This window comes from Amycolatopsis rifamycinica (assembly GCF_000695625.1).
Taxonomy (GTDB): Bacteria; Actinomycetota; Actinomycetes; order Mycobacteriales; family Pseudonocardiaceae; genus Amycolatopsis; species Amycolatopsis rifamycinica.
Genome location: NZ_JMQI01000062.1, coordinates 171,148 through 188,208 on the forward strand (window position 1 = coordinate 171,148; position 17,061 = coordinate 188,208).

17 protein-coding genes and 1 pseudogene are annotated in these 17,061 nt (G+C 71.5%); 3 read left to right on the forward strand and 15 right to left on the reverse strand.

What is annotated here, in order from left to right; translation table 11 throughout:
* Positions 1 to 10: 10 nt before the first annotated feature.
* The 6 genes from DV20_RS28925 to DV20_RS28950 form a co-directional block, all read right to left on the reverse strand.
* Positions 11 to 409 carry a hypothetical protein gene (locus tag DV20_RS28925; protein ID WP_043785866.1) on the reverse strand — a complete coding sequence of 133 codons (399 nt, stop codon included), beginning with the start codon at positions 407 to 409 and terminating at the stop codon, positions 11 to 13.
* Between the two features lie 127 nt (positions 410 to 536).
* Positions 537 to 1,250, reverse strand: a complete 714-nt coding sequence (locus DV20_RS28930; protein ID WP_152603771.1) for a hypothetical protein — start codon at positions 1,248 to 1,250, stop codon at positions 537 to 539.
* Between the two features lie 178 nt (positions 1,251 to 1,428).
* Positions 1,429 to 2,424 carry a YVTN family beta-propeller repeat protein gene (locus tag DV20_RS28935; protein ID WP_043785870.1) on the reverse strand — a complete coding sequence of 332 codons (996 nt, stop codon included), beginning with the start codon at positions 2,422 to 2,424 and terminating at the stop codon, positions 1,429 to 1,431.
* A gap of 495 nt (positions 2,425 to 2,919) precedes the next feature.
* The gene (locus DV20_RS28940; protein ID WP_043785872.1) at positions 2,920 to 3,291 is read right to left on the reverse strand and encodes a hypothetical protein; all 372 of its coding nucleotides are present in this window, start codon (positions 3,289 to 3,291) and stop codon (positions 2,920 to 2,922) included.
* A 60-nt stretch (positions 3,292 to 3,351) separates the two neighbouring features.
* A complete protein-coding gene (locus DV20_RS28945) occupies positions 3,352 to 4,362 on the reverse strand; it encodes a GlxA family transcriptional regulator (protein ID WP_043785874.1) in 1,011 nt (336 codons plus the stop codon).
* A gap of 180 nt (positions 4,363 to 4,542) precedes the next feature.
* On the reverse strand, positions 4,543 to 5,463 hold the full coding sequence (locus tag DV20_RS28950) for a phosphotransferase family protein (RefSeq protein WP_043786093.1): 921 nt from the start codon (positions 5,461 to 5,463) through the stop codon (positions 4,543 to 4,545).
* Between the two features lie 105 nt (positions 5,464 to 5,568).
* On the opposite strand from DV20_RS28950, the gene DV20_RS28955 reads away from it, so the two are divergent.
* Together DV20_RS28955 and DV20_RS45145 are read left to right on the forward strand one after the other, a co-directional pair.
* Positions 5,569 to 5,856 (forward strand): hypothetical protein, encoded by a 288-nt coding sequence (locus tag DV20_RS28955; protein ID WP_043785876.1) that lies wholly within the window; start codon positions 5,569 to 5,571, stop codon positions 5,854 to 5,856.
* Positions 5,857 to 6,130: 274 nt separating this feature from the next.
* Positions 6,131 to 6,373, forward strand: a complete 243-nt coding sequence (locus tag DV20_RS45145; protein WP_043785878.1) for a hypothetical protein — start codon at positions 6,131 to 6,133, stop codon at positions 6,371 to 6,373.
* 63 nt (positions 6,374 to 6,436) lie between these two features.
* Here DV20_RS45145 and DV20_RS45150 read toward each other — a convergent pair.
* Positions 6,437 to 6,580 (reverse strand): annotated as a pseudogene (locus DV20_RS45150) (IS481 family transposase); the annotation flags it as partial.
* A 414-nt stretch (positions 6,581 to 6,994) separates the two neighbouring features.
* Between DV20_RS45150 and DV20_RS28965 the strand changes: the two are divergent.
* Entirely contained in the window at positions 6,995 to 8,617 is a 1,623-nt protein-coding gene (locus DV20_RS28965; protein WP_084093729.1) for an MFS transporter, read from the forward strand.
* Here the strand turns inward: DV20_RS28965 and DV20_RS28970 are convergent.
* From DV20_RS28970 to DV20_RS29005, 8 genes are all read right to left on the reverse strand, one after another.
* Entirely contained in the window at positions 8,542 to 10,824 is a 2,283-nt protein-coding gene (locus DV20_RS28970) for a hypothetical protein (RefSeq protein ID WP_043785880.1), read from the reverse strand. The two genes, DV20_RS28965 and DV20_RS28970, sit on opposite strands and share 76 nt — an antisense overlap.
* A gap of 100 nt (positions 10,825 to 10,924) precedes the next feature.
* Complete coding sequence (locus DV20_RS28975; RefSeq protein ID WP_084093733.1) at positions 10,925 to 12,625, reverse strand: S8 family serine peptidase; 1,701 nt, start codon at positions 12,623 to 12,625, stop codon at positions 10,925 to 10,927.
* A gap of 5 nt (positions 12,626 to 12,630) precedes the next feature.
* The gene (ddaH, locus tag DV20_RS28980; RefSeq protein WP_407638359.1) at positions 12,631 to 13,452 is read right to left on the reverse strand and encodes a dimethylargininase; all 822 of its coding nucleotides are present in this window, start codon (positions 13,450 to 13,452) and stop codon (positions 12,631 to 12,633) included.
* Positions 13,453 to 13,468: 16 nt separating this feature from the next.
* Positions 13,469 to 14,131 carry a DUF6875 domain-containing protein gene (locus tag DV20_RS28985; RefSeq protein ID WP_043785885.1) on the reverse strand — a complete coding sequence of 221 codons (663 nt, stop codon included), beginning with the start codon at positions 14,129 to 14,131 and terminating at the stop codon, positions 13,469 to 13,471.
* Positions 14,128 to 15,504: an FAD-binding oxidoreductase gene (locus tag DV20_RS28990; protein ID WP_043785887.1), complete on the reverse strand. Its 1,377-nt coding sequence runs from the start codon at positions 15,502 to 15,504 to the stop codon at positions 14,128 to 14,130. The genes DV20_RS28985 and DV20_RS28990 overlap by 4 nt, the downstream gene beginning before the upstream one ends.
* The gene (locus DV20_RS28995) at positions 15,504 to 15,827 is read right to left on the reverse strand and encodes a hypothetical protein (protein WP_043785890.1); all 324 of its coding nucleotides are present in this window, start codon (positions 15,825 to 15,827) and stop codon (positions 15,504 to 15,506) included. The genes DV20_RS28990 and DV20_RS28995 overlap by 1 nt, the downstream gene beginning before the upstream one ends.
* Positions 15,824 to 16,204 carry a cupin domain-containing protein gene (locus tag DV20_RS29000; protein WP_043785893.1) on the reverse strand — a complete coding sequence of 127 codons (381 nt, stop codon included), beginning with the start codon at positions 16,202 to 16,204 and terminating at the stop codon, positions 15,824 to 15,826. The genes DV20_RS28995 and DV20_RS29000 overlap by 4 nt, the downstream gene beginning before the upstream one ends.
* Before the next feature lie 77 nt (positions 16,205 to 16,281).
* The gene (locus tag DV20_RS29005) at positions 16,282 to 17,040 is read right to left on the reverse strand and encodes a LuxR C-terminal-related transcriptional regulator (RefSeq protein WP_051736171.1); all 759 of its coding nucleotides are present in this window, start codon (positions 17,038 to 17,040) and stop codon (positions 16,282 to 16,284) included.
* Positions 17,041 to 17,061: the final 21 nt, after the last annotated feature.

The window sequence follows — 17,061 nt, forward strand, 5'->3', positions numbered from 1 at the left end:
TCGGGCTTGGTCAGTCCCCGACGTGGCGATGGCCGAGATCCCGCGCGGTCCGGGGCCGGATCCCTGGCTGGGTGCTGGCGGGGTCGAGAGTGTCCAGGATCAGGTCGGCCCAGTTGGTGCCGGCGAGCCAGCCCTTGCCCATCAGGTGCGCGGTCCAGTGCAGGTAGGCCGGCCAGGTCCGGATCCGCTCCACCGCGATCCGGTACCCCTCGCCGGGCGCGCACTCCTCGTGGGTGACCCGCCAGCGGGCGCGGGTGTCCGGCGCGGCGAGCAACTCCTCGATCAGGAACTGGCCCTCGTCCGGCGGCTCGGGCGTCGCCGTCTCCGGACGGCACCACACGGCGCCGTCGCCGTCGTCGATCAGCTGCAGGCACACGTCGCACACCGCCAGCAGATCCGGGCCCGTCATGGCTGAGGCCGGACCAGCCGGCCGGCGTCGCTGCCCGGCTCGACAACGTACGGCGGGGTTGTCTGCGTCAACCCGCTCTCCCCTCCCCGCACCGGCGGCAAACCGGCGGCGATACTCTCGAGTCCTTTCAGGCGGTGTGGAAGGGTGCGCTCGCCGATTTCACGGAGCTCTTGCCGACCGCGGTGATCGTGGTGTCGAAACTGGGCGGCGGCGCGCTCTGCGGGATGGTGACCGATGCGGAGAAGCTGCCGTTGCCGTCGGCTTCGACCTGCGCGACGAGCGTGGCGTGGACCGTGATGTCGACCATTTCGTTCGCCCAGAACTCCTTGCCGACGACGGTGACTTTCTGCCCTTTCCGCGCGCTGTTGCGGGAAAGTGTGAGCGACGGGGTTTCGTTGACTTGTTTTTTCTGCCACTCCTGCATGGCCCGGTCGGCTTGCTGCTCGAATCCGGCGACCTGGGCCCGCTCCGGATCGGCCGGCGGTGACGCGGTCTTCGCGATCTCCATGCAGTCCTTGACGATCTGCAGCGCGACGGGAGTGTTCTCCTGCTTGCTCTTCTCGTAGCCGAGCTGCAGCCCGGCGTCCGCGACCACCTTGAACGTCCCGCTCACCTTGCCGTCGAGCTTGGTGGCCACGTTGACGCCTCGATCCTTCGTGCAGACGACGTATTGGGCCGCCATGTCGCTCAGGCACACGCCCTCGTAGGCCTGCGTCCCGGCCGCGCAGGCAGGGGCGGGCGCACAGCCGGGAACGACCGTCATCGCCAGCGCCAAGAACAGCGTCAGTACCGCTGTCCGGAAACGGCGAAATCTCTGCGCGTTGATCGAATAATCGGCCACTTCGCGCCCTCCTCCGCGAGTTCGAGGGAACAAGTGTAGTGAGCGAAAGGCCGGTTCGAGATCGACAATGCCAGGGCCGTTTGGGTGAATCGGCTGACGACCGGATACCTGAGTCGATGCCTCACTGCGGCTGTTCGGCATCGGACCGGCTCCGACGGCCCGTGACGAATCGCCAGGGTCAGGAGGTCACGGCGAGGCCCTCCGGTTCGGCGCCGACCGGCACGGTCGCGATGACCGTGTTCGTCGCGGTGTCGATCACCGACATCGAGCCCGAGGCCGAGTTGGTGACGAAGACGTAGCTGCTGTCGGGCGCCGCCGCCACGCCTTCGGGCTCGTCTTGGACCGGGATCGCCACCGGGGGGTTGCGGCCCAGCAGCGACACCGTGTCGGAGCCGGCGTTGGCGACGTAGACCTGGCCGCGCGGGGTGACCGCGACCCCCATCGGCACCGCTCCGACCGGCTGCGTCGTCATCAGCGTCGGACCGGAGGCGCTGATGGCGTTGACGCTGTTCGCGCCGGTCGCCGCCACGTAGACGCGGTCGCCCGCCGGGCTGGTCGCGACCCCGGCCGGGAAGCGGCCCACCGGCAGTGTGGCCACGACCTGGTCCGATCCGACGTCGATGACCGACACGGTGGCCGCGCCGTTGTTGGTCACGTACACCCGGCGCCCGTCCGGGCTGGCGGCCGGGCTGTGCGGCAGCCGGCCGACCGGGATCTGCCGCACGACCTTGTTCGTCGCGGTGTCGATCACGGACACGGTGTCGGCCCCGAAGTTCGTCACGTAGGCGCGCGAGCCGGCGACCGCGACGCCGAACGGGTGCAGGCCCACCGGAACGGTGGCCAGGGTGGAATACGTGCGGGCGTCGATCACGGACACCGTGTCGGAGAGCTCGTTGGTGACGTAGACCCGGTCCCCACCGGGTGCCGCACCGACCCCCACGGGCGACCGGCCCACCGGGATGGTCGCGACCACCTCCCGCATCCGGGGGTCGTACACGGTGACGTTGTCGGAACCGCTGTTGGCCACGAACACCTGCACCCGCGCGGGATAGGCGTGCGCCTCCGGGCAGACGGAAGCGAGGACCAGCAGCAGCGCCGTCAGCGCCCCACCGGCCCGCCGGGTGCCGGGCCGCCGTGCACGCGGAATCCTCGTCGCACCATTGCCGAATGACATAACCTTCTCCGGTTCAGCAGCCAACCGCGGCTCGTTCGAAAATGAAGGCTGTTCGGATCTCTTGATCGGACGCCTTCGGGGAAGCCGGTCGGCGAAGCGCTTGTGGCGCGCCGTTTCCCCGGCTGGGCATCACGCTAACCGACGGCTCGGTGAACCTGCCACCGGAACAAGATCATGATCGCCTTGACGAGTGAAGACGGCAGCGCATCCCGTTGGGCGCCGCATAAACCTTTTCAACCCGTCCGGGTGGCACCGATGGTGCGAAAACGGGAACCCACCACCATTCTCCACCGATTTTCACTCATTTCGGGAAAGGAGGACGCTCGACGAGGGGATCGTTGCCGCCGTGGAGACCGGGCGCGGGCAGCCGGTTCGAAGAGACCATGGTCGCCGAGCGCGCCGGCGTGCCGCAACGAGCCGCCGGCCGGCCGTGACGGCCGGCCGGCGTTCCCCCGGCGGCCGCGGGGCTCGCTCCGACGAGCCCCGCGGCATCGATCAGTTGCGTGCCGTGCAGACGATTTCCGGAGCGTTGAAGGCCCGCCCGCAGGCACGCCACGGCCCGCCGTACTGGCCGACCGTGCCCGTGTTCGCCGATGTGGCGCCGGACGGAATGGTCCGGTAGCCGGTCACGGTGCCGCGTGCGCTGTCCAGCCAGACCGGATCGCCGGTGGCTCCGTTCGTGATCTGCCCGTGCCACCCGTTGTCGCACAACCAGAGGTGGATCACGCGACCGTGCACCGACACGGAACTTACCGGTTGCCGGCAAGGTGCCGCCACCGACGACGCGTCGGCGTCCGCGGTCACCGCCGTTCCGAGCAGACCCAGCACAGCCATGCCGAACACGATCGGCAGCTTCTTGACGAACATGGTGCTCCCACCCTTCGAATTCCCGGACTGCGGGGAATTCCCGCGCCGCGACCGCGATTCCTAACTCCGGTCGCCGGCCGATCCCCCGTGTCCGGAAGTCTCGGCGGTCGGCCGATCGAGCGCCTCCGGCATGTCCGCCATCCTGCGAACCTTGGCCCCGGTGACCCCATAGTGGTCGAGGAACGCCTGCCGCAGGACCTCCGCCGAACCGAACCCGCACCGGCGCGCGACCGCGGCCAGCGACAGTTCACTGGCGCGCACCAGGTGCGCGGCGGCCTCCGTCCGGGCGGCTCGCACGGCACGGGCCGGCGTCGTGCCCGCGTGGGTGACGAACAACCTCGTGAGGTGGCGCGGGCTGACCTGGGCCCGTGCCGCCAGCGCCGCCGGGCTGAGGTCGTCACCGGGGTGCGCGGCGATGTGCGCGAGCAGGTCGCGCACCAGCCGGTCGCCCGGTGGCGGCGGGGCCAGGAACATGCTGATCTGCGCCTGGTCGGCCGGGCGCTGCAGGTAGGTCACCAGCTCACGGGCGACCTCGCGGGCCACGGTCGGGCCGTGGTCGGACTCGACGAGCGCGAGGGTCAGGTCCAGGGCGCTGGTGACCCCGGCCGAGGTGTAGACGTTGCCGTCCTGGACGTAGAGCGGCGCCGGGTCCACCGTCACCGCGGGGAAGTGCGCGGCGAGGATGTCGCTGTACGCCCAGTGCGTGGTCGCCCGCCGTCCGTCGAGCAGCCCGGCCGCGGCCAGCACGAACGCGCCGGTGCACACCGACGCGATCCGCCGGCTGCGCCGCGCGAGCCGCCGCACCTGGGTCAGCATCCGGTCGTCGGCCATCGCGGTCCGGGTCCCGTGCCCGCCGACGACCAGCATGGTGTCGATCCGCCCGGTCACCGAAGCCAGCCGCCGCGCACCGGTGAGCGCGATCCCCGACGAACTGCGCACGCTCCGGCCGGCCACCGTCGCCAGCTCGATCGCGTACGGCGGGAGGACGCCGTGACCGTTCGCGATTTCCAGCGCGCCGGTCGGGCAGGCCACGTCGAGGATCTGCGCATCGTTGTACGCGATGATCACCATTCGTCGAGCCGCGTCGAGCCGCGTCACACCCGCCCCCGCCTCAGCCGTGTCGTCGCCCTCTCGATCCTCCCACTCCCGGCAAGGGCCGGCGGGCGGCGCCGGGAACCGAGACGCAGCCGGGGAAATCACCGGCGGCGGGAAACAAAGATCCGGACCGCGTACCGCCGGGCGGCCCGAGCATCAGCTCTCGGCACGGCGAAGGCGCTCGGCGGCCTCATCCTCCGACAGCGACGTGACGGGCTGCCCGGCCGCGTGCTGGAACTTGGCGTCGAAGGCCCTGGTCCACACGCCCGCCGCCCACGCGCGTTGCCGTTCGCCGGCGCTGAGGTCCCGGCCACGCGCACGGCCGTAGGCGACGAGGAATCGCCGCGTGTCCTCGACGGTGGCCAGCTTGTCCGCGTCGACGGTCGAGTACAGCGCGGCGGCGAAACCGACGAGGATGTCTTCGCTGTCCGCGGTCACGCTGTCCCAGTCGTGCACCACCAGCAGCGTGTCTCCGTTCCAGCGCAGGTTGCCGGCGAGCCAGTCGCAGTGGCCGATCACCGCGCCGGAGCCGCCGATCCGCAACCGGTCGCGAGCCCGACGTCCGGCGTCGTCGATCCACTCGGCGCCGGAGACTTCGCCGGGATCGGCGTCCTCCGAGCGCGGCCACAAGCCGTCCCCGGGGTGGTTCCAGGCCGCCCACGACGGTGCCGGGGTGAGCGGAGGCAGCTCAGCGGGGCTGGGGGCCAGCCGGACCAGCCACGCGAACGCCTCGGCGAAGGCCCAGGCCGCGCGGCCGGCGCTCGGCAGCACGGCGCCGCCGGGGACGTAGACCTCTGCCGTGGCGATGTCGCGACCGAAGGAAGTGGCGCCGGTGAGGGGCTCCGGGCAGGGGTAACCGGCCTGGAAGAGGCGACGCTGAACCTCGACGCACACCGCTACCCGGGGCGAGGCCGGACGGACCTTGACCACGACGTCACGGCCGTCGGCCAGCCGTAGCCCGATGACCGCGGACAGGTGCCCGGAGCTGAACATCTCTTCGGCGGGCGGGCTGCCCAGGTGCTCCAGGCACCAGCGGGCGAGACCGTCGGGATTGATCGCGGGCGCACGAGGGGGCATTTCGGCATGCTGCCAGAGGAGCCGCCGGCTTTCGCCCATTCGGGTCTCCCCGGCTACCGGGTGTGAACTTACGCTCGGAGGTTCACTCACCTGGAGGTTCACCGAATGGTCTCGTTGAACGCCGGCATGATCATGAAGCACAACCACAAGAGAGTCGTCGTCCTCCGGACCGGGCTGAGCCTCGACGGCGCCGACGCCGTGATGATCGCCCCGCTGAACACGAGGCGGCCGTCGGGCAAGGCCCCGGCCGTCGAGGCGAACACCTGGTACGACAACTACTGGATCGCGACCGACCAGGCCAAGGTCGTCGAAGCCGCGGAGGTGGTTCACGCCTTCACCGGCCCGGGGCGGGTGCGCAGGAGCACGCTGAACGCCGTGTTGAAAGAACTGTGAAACACCCCCTGGCCCGCTGCTCCTGCGGGCAAGGGCGCCGGACGTGCTCAGCGGAACGCCATCGGCCTGCGAGCGCGTCGTCGACCCAACCTATCGTCTTGATCGCGTCGACGAGTCCTTCGATGCTGCCGGCGAGGCTCGAGCCGGTCCACGCCTCGCGGGTGGACCGGACGGGCGCGATGAGGGAGTCGTCGGTCATCGCGTGGGGTGCGAGGTGGAATCGTCCGGCAGAATTACCCACGCGACAGCGAATCCATGGTGCTTCACTACCCGCATGGTGAAGAAGCTGGCCACCACTGTGGCCGTCCTGGGCATTGCCGCCGTTTCCCTCGCCGCCCCCGCGGACGCGGCCACGAGGTACTACCAGCAGACCGTCAGCGGCGCCACCAAGTCGGCGTGCGAGACGGCCGGCTGGCAGCTCGCGCAGCAGAAGATGGCCGAAGGTTATCTCGTCACCTGGATCGGCTGCGCGTACTCGAACTTCTACTTCTACGGCACCGTCAGCTGGTCCGACTGACCGGCTCCACGCTCGTCCCGCCCAGGAGGTGCCGGCCACGGCGGCCCACACCTCCTGGGCGGTCAGCACTCGCGCCAGGGTGACCCCGGCAGCGGTGAAGAACGCCTGCGCTCGAACCCGAAACGCGACCGCGGTTTCCTTGGTCTCATCCGGCAGGATTTCGCTGTAAGCCAGCCGGGAATGATCATCCACCGCGTTGTGCAGATAGCTGGACTCGATCTTGGGTGTGCCGTAGCGGTGGCGGTCGTGCTCGTAGCGGCGGACCGGCCGGGTTGATCACCGCCAGTTCCGGGCCGACGGCGGCCCGGCTCTCGTCCGCGCAGCCGAGGGTCGCGCACGGTGGTCCGGACCCGGCGCCCATCGGCCAGCAGCCACGGGCAGTCCGGCCGCAGCTTGAGCCGTCGCGCGGAACCGGGCCGATCTGCTCGTAGCAGCGCAGATAGCATTCTCCGGCGCGCAAATTGATCCATGGGCACACAATCGGCGAATACGCAAATACACCCGAGGGCACATTCCTGGTTCGATCGCAAGATTTGTGACCAGCATTCCGAAACTTGACACCTCCTTTCGGGGTTGCTTATGGTCGCCCGAGTTCGCGTCGACCAAATTCCGAAGGTGTACATGACAACGCCGCCAACGCTGCCCAAATCCCGGCAGCGGTTGATCCTCGCCGTCCTCATGGTTTGTTCGCTGCTGATCTGGCTGGACAACACCGTTCTCGGCGTCACGCTGGAAACCCTCGCCGACCCGGTGCGCGGACTGGGCGCCGGCCCGGCCGAACTGCAGTGGGCCACCGGTGCCTACACCCTGGTCTTCGCGACGCTGATGTTCACCGCCGGCGCGCTGGGCGACAGCTTCGGCCACCGGACCGTGCTCGCCGCCGGCCTGGTCGTCTTCGCCGGCGCCTCGGCCTGGGCGGCCTACGCCGGCGATGCCGGCCAGCTGATCGCCGCCCGGGCCGCGATGGGGGTCGGCGCCGCACTGATCATGCCCGCCAACTTCGCCATTCTGCTGTGGACCTTCACCGGCCCCGGGCGGGCGACCGCCATCGCCGTCTCCTCGATGTCCACCGGTGCCGGCATGGCCGCGGGTCCGGTGCTGGCGGGAATCCTGCTCAGCCATTTCCGGTGGGGGTCGGTCTTTCTCGTCAACGTCCCGATCGTGATGGTCGCCTTGGCCGGGATCATCCTGCTGGTTCCCGATTTCCGCAGCCCCACCGTGCGGCCCGTGGACCCGGCCGGAATTCTGCTGTCGATCAGCGGACTGGCGGCGTTGACCTACGGCCTGATTCGCGCGGGCCAGGTGGACGAGTGGAGCCGGCCGGACGTCTGGGGGCCGATCGCGGCCGGGCTCGTCCTGCTGACCGCTTTCGTGCTCGTCGAATCGAAAGCCAAGGCACCGGGTTTCGATCCCCGGCTGCTCGCACAGCGAATGTTCGGCGGCGGCAACGCGGCCATGGCCTTGCTGCTCTTCGCCGTGGCCGCCGTCACGTTCTTCAACGCGTTCTACCTGCAGGGCGCCTTGGGCTACTCGCCGATGAAGGCCGGTTTGGCCACCGTCCCGACCGCCGTCGGCGCGGTCGTCGGGGCGCCGCTGGGCGCGCGGCTGGTCCGCCGGTGGTCGCTGCGCCCCATCGCCGTGCCGTCGCTCGCCGTGGCGGCCTTCAGCATGGGCGCGGTCGGCTTCCTCGGGCTGGACACCCCGCTCGCCGGGATCGAGATCGTGGTGCTGGTGCAGGGCCTGTCCGTCGGCATGGTGCTGGCCCCGGTGACCGGAGCGTTGATCAGCAGCCTGCCGCTGGACCGGTCCGGTGCCGGGTCGGCCGTCACCCACACCGCGCGGCAGACCGGCAGCGTCATCGGGATCGCGGTGGGCGGCACGATCCTGTCGATCGCCTACCGCGGCGCGGTTGAACCTTCGCTGGCCGAGGTCCCGGCGGGACTGCGGGACCAGGTCCGGGTTTCGGCCGAACAGGCTCGGCACGTCGCCGCCGTGCTCGACCGGCCCGCGGTGGCGCGGGCCGCCGATGAGGCGTTCATCCACGCCATGCACGTCGGCGCGGTCTGGGTCATGCTCGTCGCGCTCTTCGCCACCGCGGTGCTGGTGTTCGCCCTGCGTCCGGCGGGGCCGCGCCGGGGCCGGTCACCGAGGCGAACGCCCGGTGGCCGTCACGGCACGAGCGTCGGTGGGCTGAGGGTCACCGCGCCGGAGCCGGGCGGGCCGACCGTGACGCCCGCCCGGTAGGTCCGGGTCACGCCGCCACGGGTGACGCGGATGTCGTACACCGCCGCTTTGAGGAACTTTTCGATCAGGCCCTGGTCGAGGGCCAGCCGGGTGAGGATCTTCTTGTCGCCGCTGGTGAGCATGCCGCGGATGAACGGCGACAGCTCGTCGCCGTTGAAGGTCGTGTACGCCACTTTGAAGTCGACGTCGGCGCCCGCTTTGAGCTCCCGGCGCATGAAGCCTTCGATGTGGTTGTTGGCGAACTGGTTGGCCCGCTCGGGCGCGAGGAAGATCGGGTACGCCTCGCGCCCGAGCCCCGGACCGTGGATGTGGTAGCGGATGTAGTCGGTCAGGCCGTACTTGCCGCCCAGGTGCAGCAGCGACTCGTCACCGCCCCGGGCGAGCGCGGCGGCCACCCGGCTCCAGTCGAGCGTGCGGCTGATCGTCTTGATCCGGGAGGCCATCTGGGAGAGGACCAGCATCCCCTGTACCCGGTTGCGGGCGATCGCGGAGATGCCGAAGGTGCCGAGGTCCAGCAGCAGGTCGAGGTCCACGGCGCCGCGCTGCCCGGCCCGCCCGGCCGGCATCAACGCCGGCCACTTCGCCTCGCGCAGCGCCGAGCCGGCCCGGCTCGCCGACCGCGCGACTCCGGACGCGGCGGCGGGCACGTAGGGCAGCACGCTCGTGAGGATGGTGAACACCATCGCGGCGCGTTTCGCGTTCGCCTGCTCGCGCGCCGCCTGCGCCGCGTCCTTGCTCGCCATCCGCGCGGCGGCCGCCGCGCCCAGCACGTCCGCCCGCCGGTTCGCCGCGACCGAGTCGGCGACGGCGCCGCCCGCCGCGGCCACGTCCATCACGGCGAGGAAGGCGCCGGCGGCGGGGGCGGCCGGGGTCAGCAGGGCCAGCATCGCGACCACGTTCGCGACCGCGAGCCCCAGCTCGGCCTGCGCCTTCGCCTTCTCGGCCTCGGTGATCTTCTTGTTGTAGGCGTCGACGAAGTACTTCACGCCGGCGGTGGACCAGTCCCGCCTGCCGGTCTCGCCGCCGAGCAACCGGCTGATCGACGGGCCGAGGATCTTCCAGTCCACCTTGCCCGGGGTGCCGAGCATGGTCAGGAACGTCCTGGCGTCGGTGGCGTTCTGCTGGGCGGTCCGGATGATCGCGTCGGTCGCGGCGGCCTCGGACTGGCCGGACAGCGCGCTGACCGACTTCAGTTCGTGCCGCTCGTGCAGCACGGCGAGGTTGGCGTCCTCGGCCAGCATCGCCGCCATCAATTCCTTGAACGTCGCGGCGTTCTCGACGCACTGGCGGTGGACGTCGCGCAGCACTCCCAGCGCGACGTCGTCGATCTCCCCGCCCCGCTTGCGTTCGGACTCGACGTCGAGGTCCGGGTCGAACAGCACCGGTGAGAGCTGCTCCCCCGGCGGCGGCCCGGTGCCGGTGCGCGCGGCGTCCCCGCCACCGGGGCCGGGCAGCAGCGCCGGCGTCGGCGCGACCGGCGGCCCGGGCGGGGCGAGCAGGCCGACGTCGGTGCGGCGCACGCCGACCTGCGCCCCGCGCAGGATGTCCGGCCAGTTCTCGAGGAAGTCGACGACCGTGGCCGCGTCGACCAGGCTGCCCGCGTCGGCCAGCGGCTTCGGGGTGGTGCTCCGGCTGAGCAGCTTGTCCTTGTCCTCGGTCCCTTCCGGTCCGCTGTGGTCGGCGGGCATCCTGGACTGGTTCTCCTTGGCCTTGTCCTCCTTGGCTTTCTGCAGCTCCTGGGCGAGGTTTTCGAGGCGGACGACCTGCGAGCCCAGTGTGGACTGCGACAGCGACACGGTGTCGGCGGCGAGCGCGGACAGCAGCGGGCGGGCGGCCGCGACCGGGTCGATCTTCTCCTTGGTGATCGACCGGTCCCACAGCTCCTTGTACGCCGGATCCGCGATGGCCTCGGGCAGCTGCAGCCCGAGCTTCGCCCAGAGCTGCTCGAGCGTGCTGTTGAACGGGACGAGGCTGTCGAGTTCCTTCTTGATCGGCGCGGCCTGGCTGGTGTCGACCTGCCGGGACACCCGGAGCACGCCGGGCCGGTCCAGGAACCGGCCGACCGCCTGGTTCCCGGCGAGCCGCTGCAGCCGCAGGAGTTCGCCGCCGCCGGAGCCGGAGGAGGGCGTGTCGCGGTGTGTGCCCGCCGGGTGCTGCGGGTGGGCACGGGAGACCGGGGCGGAGGTCCCCTCCACGCGCTCGGACATGGGTCGAAGGTACGTCCGCAGGAGGGGGTTCGCCCCGGCCACGGGCCGTCGTTGCGGGCAGCTCGGGCTGCCCGGACGGGCAGTCCGGCCACTCACGAACTCACGGCCGGCCACGGGTGACCGCCGACCAGGCGTCGACCGCGCCGTGGCCGTAGAAGCCGTTGAAGGAAGCGTCACCCGCGCACGTTGCCGTGTACGAAGCGTCGCGGCCCTCGTCGAGGTAGTCGACCGTTCGTGGGACCGGGCAGGGGATCTTCGACGCCGTCGCCTCGAGGATGCGCTGCACGACGTCCGGGTTCAGGCCGAAGCCCCCGTCCTTGCCCGGTGCGCCGTACTGCGACACGATCAGGGCGGCGACGCCGGCGGCGTGCGGTGCGGCCATCGAGGTGCCCTGCAGCCACCGGTAGTAGCCGACGCGGCCGTCGGCGGCCGTCTGCTTCTGGATACCGACGTTGGCCCCGGCGGGCGTGATCTCCCCGGCGGCGTCGATGTAGGCGGCCGCGACGCCGACACTGCGGGCGTAGGTCGACAGGATTTCGTTGTCCCGGCTGTCGTACCACGGGGTGCCGAAGTAGTCGCGTTTGTACCCGCCGGGCGCGGACACCGAGATCTGCTCGACGCCGTAGTTCGAGTAGTCCGCCTTGGCCTGGGACGGGCCGAAACCGGCCACGCCGATCGTGTGCGGTCCCTCGACCGGCAGGGTCAGGCAGGTCGCGTTGTCCACCGTGCGCGGGTGCGTGCCGTTCGACGGGTAGTCGGGGCTCGTCGCGTCCGGCTGCGGCGCGCCCAGGTCGCTGTGCTGGTTGCCCAGCGCGACCACCATCGTGACGCCTTTGCGGTGCGCGTAGTCCAGTGCCCGTTTCGTCGCCTCGATGACCGTGCGCTGCTCGGCCTGTTCGGCGGGTGAATCCGCGGGGTTCGCCGGGCAGTTGTACAGCCACGGGTCGATGTAGAACGACATGTTCACCACGTCGATGCCCGCGTCACCGGCGTAGGTCAGCGCGTCGACCGTCGGCTGCAGGAAGTAGAAGCCCGAGTCCTGTGCGGCGCGCAGGCTCACCAACGTCACGTGGGGCGCGACCCCGGAGACGCCGAAGCCGTTGGCGGCCGCGGCGATGGTGCCGGCGAGGTGGGTGCCGTGCCCGGTGCCGTCGACGTCGACGGGGTCCACGCAGCCGCGGTACTCGCACGGCCCGTCGACGGGCACGCCGTTGACGTCGGCGACGATGTCCTTGGTGAAGTTGCGGGACGCGGCGCGGTCGAAGTTCGGCGCGAGGTCGGGGTGCGTGCCGTCGATGCCGGAGTCGATGACGCCGACCTTGACCCGCTTGTCGCCGGGCTGGACCGTGCGCGCGAGGTCCGACCGCACCGCCTTGAGGCCCCAGAGCCGGTCGTCGAGCGGGTCGAGACCGGCGGACGAACCCCGCGGCGACGGGGACGCGGCGCGGCCGGCCTCCGCCTCGGCGACGTCGGGTTTCGCCACGGCCTTGCCGCTCTTGGGCACCGTGCCGATCGACTTCGCCTCGGCGGCGCCGAACACCGCGGCTTCGCCCGAGACCCGTTCGAGGAAGCCCCCGGCGGGTGCGGCCGCGGTGAGCAGGCCGGCCGCGGCGTTGCTCGCCACGACCGTGCCGCCGGCCGCGCGGACCGCCTTCGCGGCCGCCGCCACGTCGTAGCCGCCGGCTCCCTCACGGGCCAGGACGGAGAATTCGGTGGTGGGGCCCGACAGCCGCGGCTGCGCCGCCGTGGCGGGCACGGCGAGCGCGCCGGACAGCGGCACCGCCAGGGCCAGTGCGAGGATTCGTTTCACGGCTGTACTCCCGGATCGGACGCGGGCGGATGACGCAGTTCGAGCGTGCAGCACTTCACGCTGCCGCCCCCGTTGAGCAGCTCCGACAGGTCGGCGCCGATCGGCTCGAAGCCCCGCTCCCGCAGCTGCGCCGTCAGCCGCGTGGCGGCCTGGGGCAGGATGACGTGCCGGCCGTCGGAGACGGCGTTCAAGCCGAACGCGGCGGCGTCGGCGGCGGAGGCGATGACCGCGTCCGGGTACAGCCGCTCGAGCTGCCGGCGGCTGTCCTCGGTGAACGCTTCCGGCCAGTACGCGATCAGGTCGTCGGCCAGCACGGCCAGTGCGGTGTCCAGGTGGTAGTGGCGCGGGTCGGTCAGCGTGAGCCCCACGACGGGCAGGCCGAAGAACTCCGCGGCCTCTTCGTGCGCCCGCGGGTCGGTCCGGAAGCCCGAACCGGCCAGGATCCGGGAGCCGGCGACCAGGAGGTCGCCTTCGCCTTCGTTGGTCCACCGCGCCTGCCGGACGTCGCGGAACCCGTGCGCGGCGAACCACCGCAGGTACGCGGCGGACTCCGGGCGGCGGTAGTGGTGGCGGAACCGCGCGACCAGCGCCCGGCCGTTCACCACGGTGGCCCCGTTGGCCGCGTACACCATGTCCGGCAGGCCGGGCCGCGGATCGAGCAGGTCGACCCGGTGGCCGAGGTCGAGGTAGAGGTCGCGCAGCCACTCCCACTGCGTGACCGCCAGCTCGGTGTCGGTGGGCTTGGCGGGATCCATCCACGGGTTGATCGAGTATTCGACGTCGAAGTACCTCGGTCTGACCATGAGGTAGTGGCGCACGTGTTCTCCTGGGTGATCAGGCCGTCTGCAACGACTTCCGGGCGGACACCAGCCGTTTGACGAGCTGGTCGCGGATGCGGGGCGGGATGTCGGGGGCGAACCGCCGGAAGTAGCTCTCGGCGTGCGCCGTGCTGTCCATCAGAAACGGCAGGTCGAACACGACCAGCTTCCGGACGGCCAGCAGCGGCACCGGCGCGCGCAGCGCCTTGAACTCGTCGTTCCACAGGCCGGGCTGGTCGCAGACCGGGTGGAACTGTCCGATCATCAGCCCGTCGGCGACGAACCCGTCCTTGGCTTCGCGCTGCAGGTCGTCCAGCGGGGCCGCGTCGTGGTGGTCCAGCTGCGGCAGCACGAGCAGGATCGTCAGCAGCTCCCGGTGCTCCGGCGGGAGGCCCGCCGCGAGCCGCTCGTACCACAGGCGCAGGCTCTGGATCGCGGCGTGGACGTCGACCTCGCCGTCCACGGCGGTCAGTGCGGCCAGGTGGAACAGTCCTTTGTGGAGTGAGGGCTGGGTGTAGGGGCACACCGGGCCGTTCCGGCCGAGGTCGGGGTGCGCGGAAACCAGGTACCGCCACGCCCAGGTGAGGATCTCCCGCAGGTGCGGGAGGTGCTCGGCCGGCACGGCGCCGGCCCCGACCTCGGCCGCCGTCCAGATCAGCACCTTGTCGTCGCCGATCATGAGCCGATGCTTTGCGCGAAGGTGAAGAACCCGTCCGGATCGACCTGGTCCTTGATCCGCTTCAGGCGCGGGTAGTTGACGCCGTAGTAGGCGGTGCGCCAGTCCGCGAGGTCCGGGTCGGTGAAGTTCTGGAACGCGCCACCGGACCCGTACGGCGACATCGCGTCGCCCAGGTCCGCCAGCCAGCGGAGGTTGGCCTCGACCACGGCCGGTTCGTCGTCCTCGGCCCACGAGGTGTCCATCGCCAGCAGGAACATCGCGTCGCGGTGGACGAACGCGGTGTCCGTCGCGCCCACCCGGTTGATCGCGCCGCCCCAGGAGAACAGGGCGGCACCGCCACCGTCCGGGTTGCCGCTGCCGGGCCGGCGTTCGACGAACGCGAGCATCGTGGCGATCGCCTCGTCGGGCAGCGGCCGGGTGACGATGTTCGTCCGCGAGGCGAACGCACCCTCGGCGGTCTCGTGCCGCAGGTCGTCCTTCGCCTGCCAGAAGGTCCGGTCCGCGATGGCCGTGCGGATCGGCGGCGCGACGGACAGCACGGGGTCGAGGATGTCGCGCAGCTCCGCGGCGGACCCGAGGTGCTGCCCGATGGCCGACACGACGGTGTCCCCGCCGGCCCGGCTGACCCCGATCCTCGCCGCGAACTCGTCCGGTGCCCGCCGCACGACGTCCTGGAGCACGGAGAAGACCTTCGCCGCGTCCGCGCTGTCCCACAGCAGCAGGTAGGTGGCGCAATCGGTGACCGGCCTCGCCTGGAAGGTGAAGGACACGTTGACGCCGAAGTTGCCGCCGCCACCGCCGCGGCACGCCCAGAACAGGTCGGGGTTGGTGCCGGCGTCGCACCGCAGCAGCTGCCCGTCCGCGGTCACGATCGTGGTCGCGACGAGCGCGTCCGCGGTCAGCCCGAACACGCGTGAGGTCGCCCCGCAGCCGCCGCCGAGGGTGAGACCGCCGATGCCCACGGTGGCGCTGTTGCCCAGCGCGAACGCCATCTCGTGGGGCTCGACGGCCGCGTAGACGTCCGCCATCCGCGCGCCGCCCCCGGCCGTCACGAGCCCGGTCGAGCCGTCGGCGGACACGGGGTTCAGCGCGCCGAGGTCGAGGACGAGACCGGTGCCGACCGAGTGCCCCGCGAAGCTGTGCCCGCCGCCGCGGGCGACGAGGCCGACGCCGGTGTCCCGCGCCCACTCGATGGTGCGCCGCACGTCCCCGGTGTCCGCCGCGGACACGACGCCGGCGGGGGTGATCCCGGCGAACCGCTTGTTGAACGGCGTGCCGGCGGCACGGAACCCGGCCTCACCGGGCCGCCGCACGCGGCCGGTCACCGCGCGCTCGAGCCGTCGCCAGTCCGCGTCGGAAGGGGGCCGGGACACTAGCTCACCTCGTCGAGGTAGGAGACACCGGTGGCGGCGTGCGGGCCGTAGCGCTCCCACACCTCGCGCAGCCGGAGGTGGCCGTCTTCGGCGACCTCCGGCGTGTTCACCGTGTGCCCGCAGATCACCTCGCCGGTGGCGAGCACCACCGTGTACCCGAGGTGGAGCACCCCGTTCTCCCGCTGGGTGCCGGCGATCGCGCCGCGCCGCACCTCTCCCCCGGCGAACTCCGCCCAGACGACGTCGTCCTCCTGCCGGTACACGGCCACGGCCGCGGCGCCGTCGCCGGCCTTGCGGAACTTCCGCCCGTCGTAGTCGATCACGCCGGGCCCGCCTCACCGGTCTCGTGCGCGACGAACTCGGCCGACATCGCCTGGTCCCACCAGATCGCGTAGTAGGCGAAGTCTTCGCCGTGGCGGGGATCGTTGAACAGGTGGTGTTCGATGCCCGGCCGCAGGAACACGATGTCCCCGGCCGCGAACTCGTGCCGCCGGCCGCCGGCGACCACCGCGGCCCGCCCGGACATCCCGATGAAGATCTCGTGCTCGTGGTGGGCGTGGGCCACCGACGCGTCGCCCGGGCGCAGCACGCACCAGGCCCCGCGGAACGGCGCGGTCATCCCGTCCCACGGGTAGAGCAGCTTCATGTCCAGTCCGTAGGCCCGCGTCAGGTTCTCGTGCTCGAGCCTGCGGATGTCCACGAGGGCAAGGTCTTGGTCAGTCACATCCCACTCCGATCAGCGTGGTTCCCCGGTCGGGCGTCCGACGCCGATCGACGCTAGGTCCGGCCGGTTTCCCGGCGATAGGGGAACTGTTCCCGATCGCCGGTGAATTCGCCGCGCCCGAGTCCCGCGTCCCGGGCCAGGACTATCGCCTGTGCCCGATCGGCTACACCGAGTTTGGCGAAAACCGCGGACACGCGATTGCTGATGGTCTTGGGCGCGAGGCCGAGATCCCGCGCGATCACCGCGTTCGACCGGCCCGCGGCGACGCGATCGAGCACCTGCCGTTCCCGGGCCGTCAGTTGCGGAAAGGGGTACGGCTCGGGGCCCGCCGTGCGCACCAAAGCGCTGAACCGGGCGGCGATCGCCCGGCCGACGATCGCCTCCCCCGCCGCCACGACCCGCACCCCGCGCACGATCTGCTCGGCGTCGGCCCCCTTCACCAGGTACCCGCGCGCCCCGGCGTGGATCGCCGAGCGGACGGCGGTGTCGTCGTCGGCCGAGCTCAGCACCAGGACCTTCGTCGCCGGTGAGACCAGCGCTATCCGGCCGATCACGTCGATCGGCACGGACTCGCCGAGCTGCGGGTCGACGACCAGCACGTCCGGCCGGTGCCGGGCGGTCTCCGCGATGGCCCCGTTGGCCGTGGCCGCCTCGCCGACCACGAACACGCCGCCGGCGTCCTCCAGCGCGGCCCGGACCCAGTGGCGGACCGACGGCTGGGGGTCGGCGAGCAGCACCGTCAGCGGTGCGGGCTCGCGGTGTTCCACCGGCCACAGCCGAGCGGTGTTCCCGAAACCGGTGGCGTGACTCATCGTTCCCCCTACGTGAACCGC

Excerpts from the sequence above, each read along its gene's own strand:
- DV20_RS28925 (WP_043785866.1), bottom strand. The coding sequence starts at position 409 with ATGACGGGCCCGGATCTGCTGGCGGTGTGCGACGTGTGCCTGCAGCTG.
- DV20_RS28935 (WP_043785870.1), bottom strand. The coding sequence starts at position 2,424 with ATGTCATTCGGCAATGGTGCGACGAGGATTCCGCGTGCACGGCGGCCC.
- DV20_RS28940 (WP_043785872.1), bottom strand. The coding sequence starts at position 3,291 with ATGTTCGTCAAGAAGCTGCCGATCGTGTTCGGCATGGCTGTGCTGGGT.
- DV20_RS28945 (WP_043785874.1), bottom strand. The coding sequence starts at position 4,362 with ATGGTGATCATCGCGTACAACGATGCGCAGATCCTCGACGTGGCCTGC.
- DV20_RS28950 (WP_043786093.1), bottom strand. The coding sequence starts at position 5,463 with ATGCCCCCTCGTGCGCCCGCGATCAATCCCGACGGTCTCGCCCGCTGG.
- DV20_RS28955 (WP_043785876.1), top strand. The coding sequence starts at position 5,569 with ATGGTCTCGTTGAACGCCGGCATGATCATGAAGCACAACCACAAGAGA.
- DV20_RS45145 (WP_043785878.1), top strand. The coding sequence starts at position 6,131 with ATGGTGAAGAAGCTGGCCACCACTGTGGCCGTCCTGGGCATTGCCGCC.
- DV20_RS28965 (WP_084093729.1), top strand. The coding sequence starts at position 6,995 with ATGACAACGCCGCCAACGCTGCCCAAATCCCGGCAGCGGTTGATCCTC.
- DV20_RS28970 (WP_043785880.1), bottom strand. The coding sequence starts at position 10,824 with ATGTCCGAGCGCGTGGAGGGGACCTCCGCCCCGGTCTCCCGTGCCCAC.
- DV20_RS28985 (WP_043785885.1), bottom strand. The coding sequence starts at position 14,131 with ATGATCGGCGACGACAAGGTGCTGATCTGGACGGCGGCCGAGGTCGGG.
- DV20_RS29005 (WP_051736171.1), bottom strand. The coding sequence starts at position 17,040 with ATGAGTCACGCCACCGGTTTCGGGAACACCGCTCGGCTGTGGCCGGTG.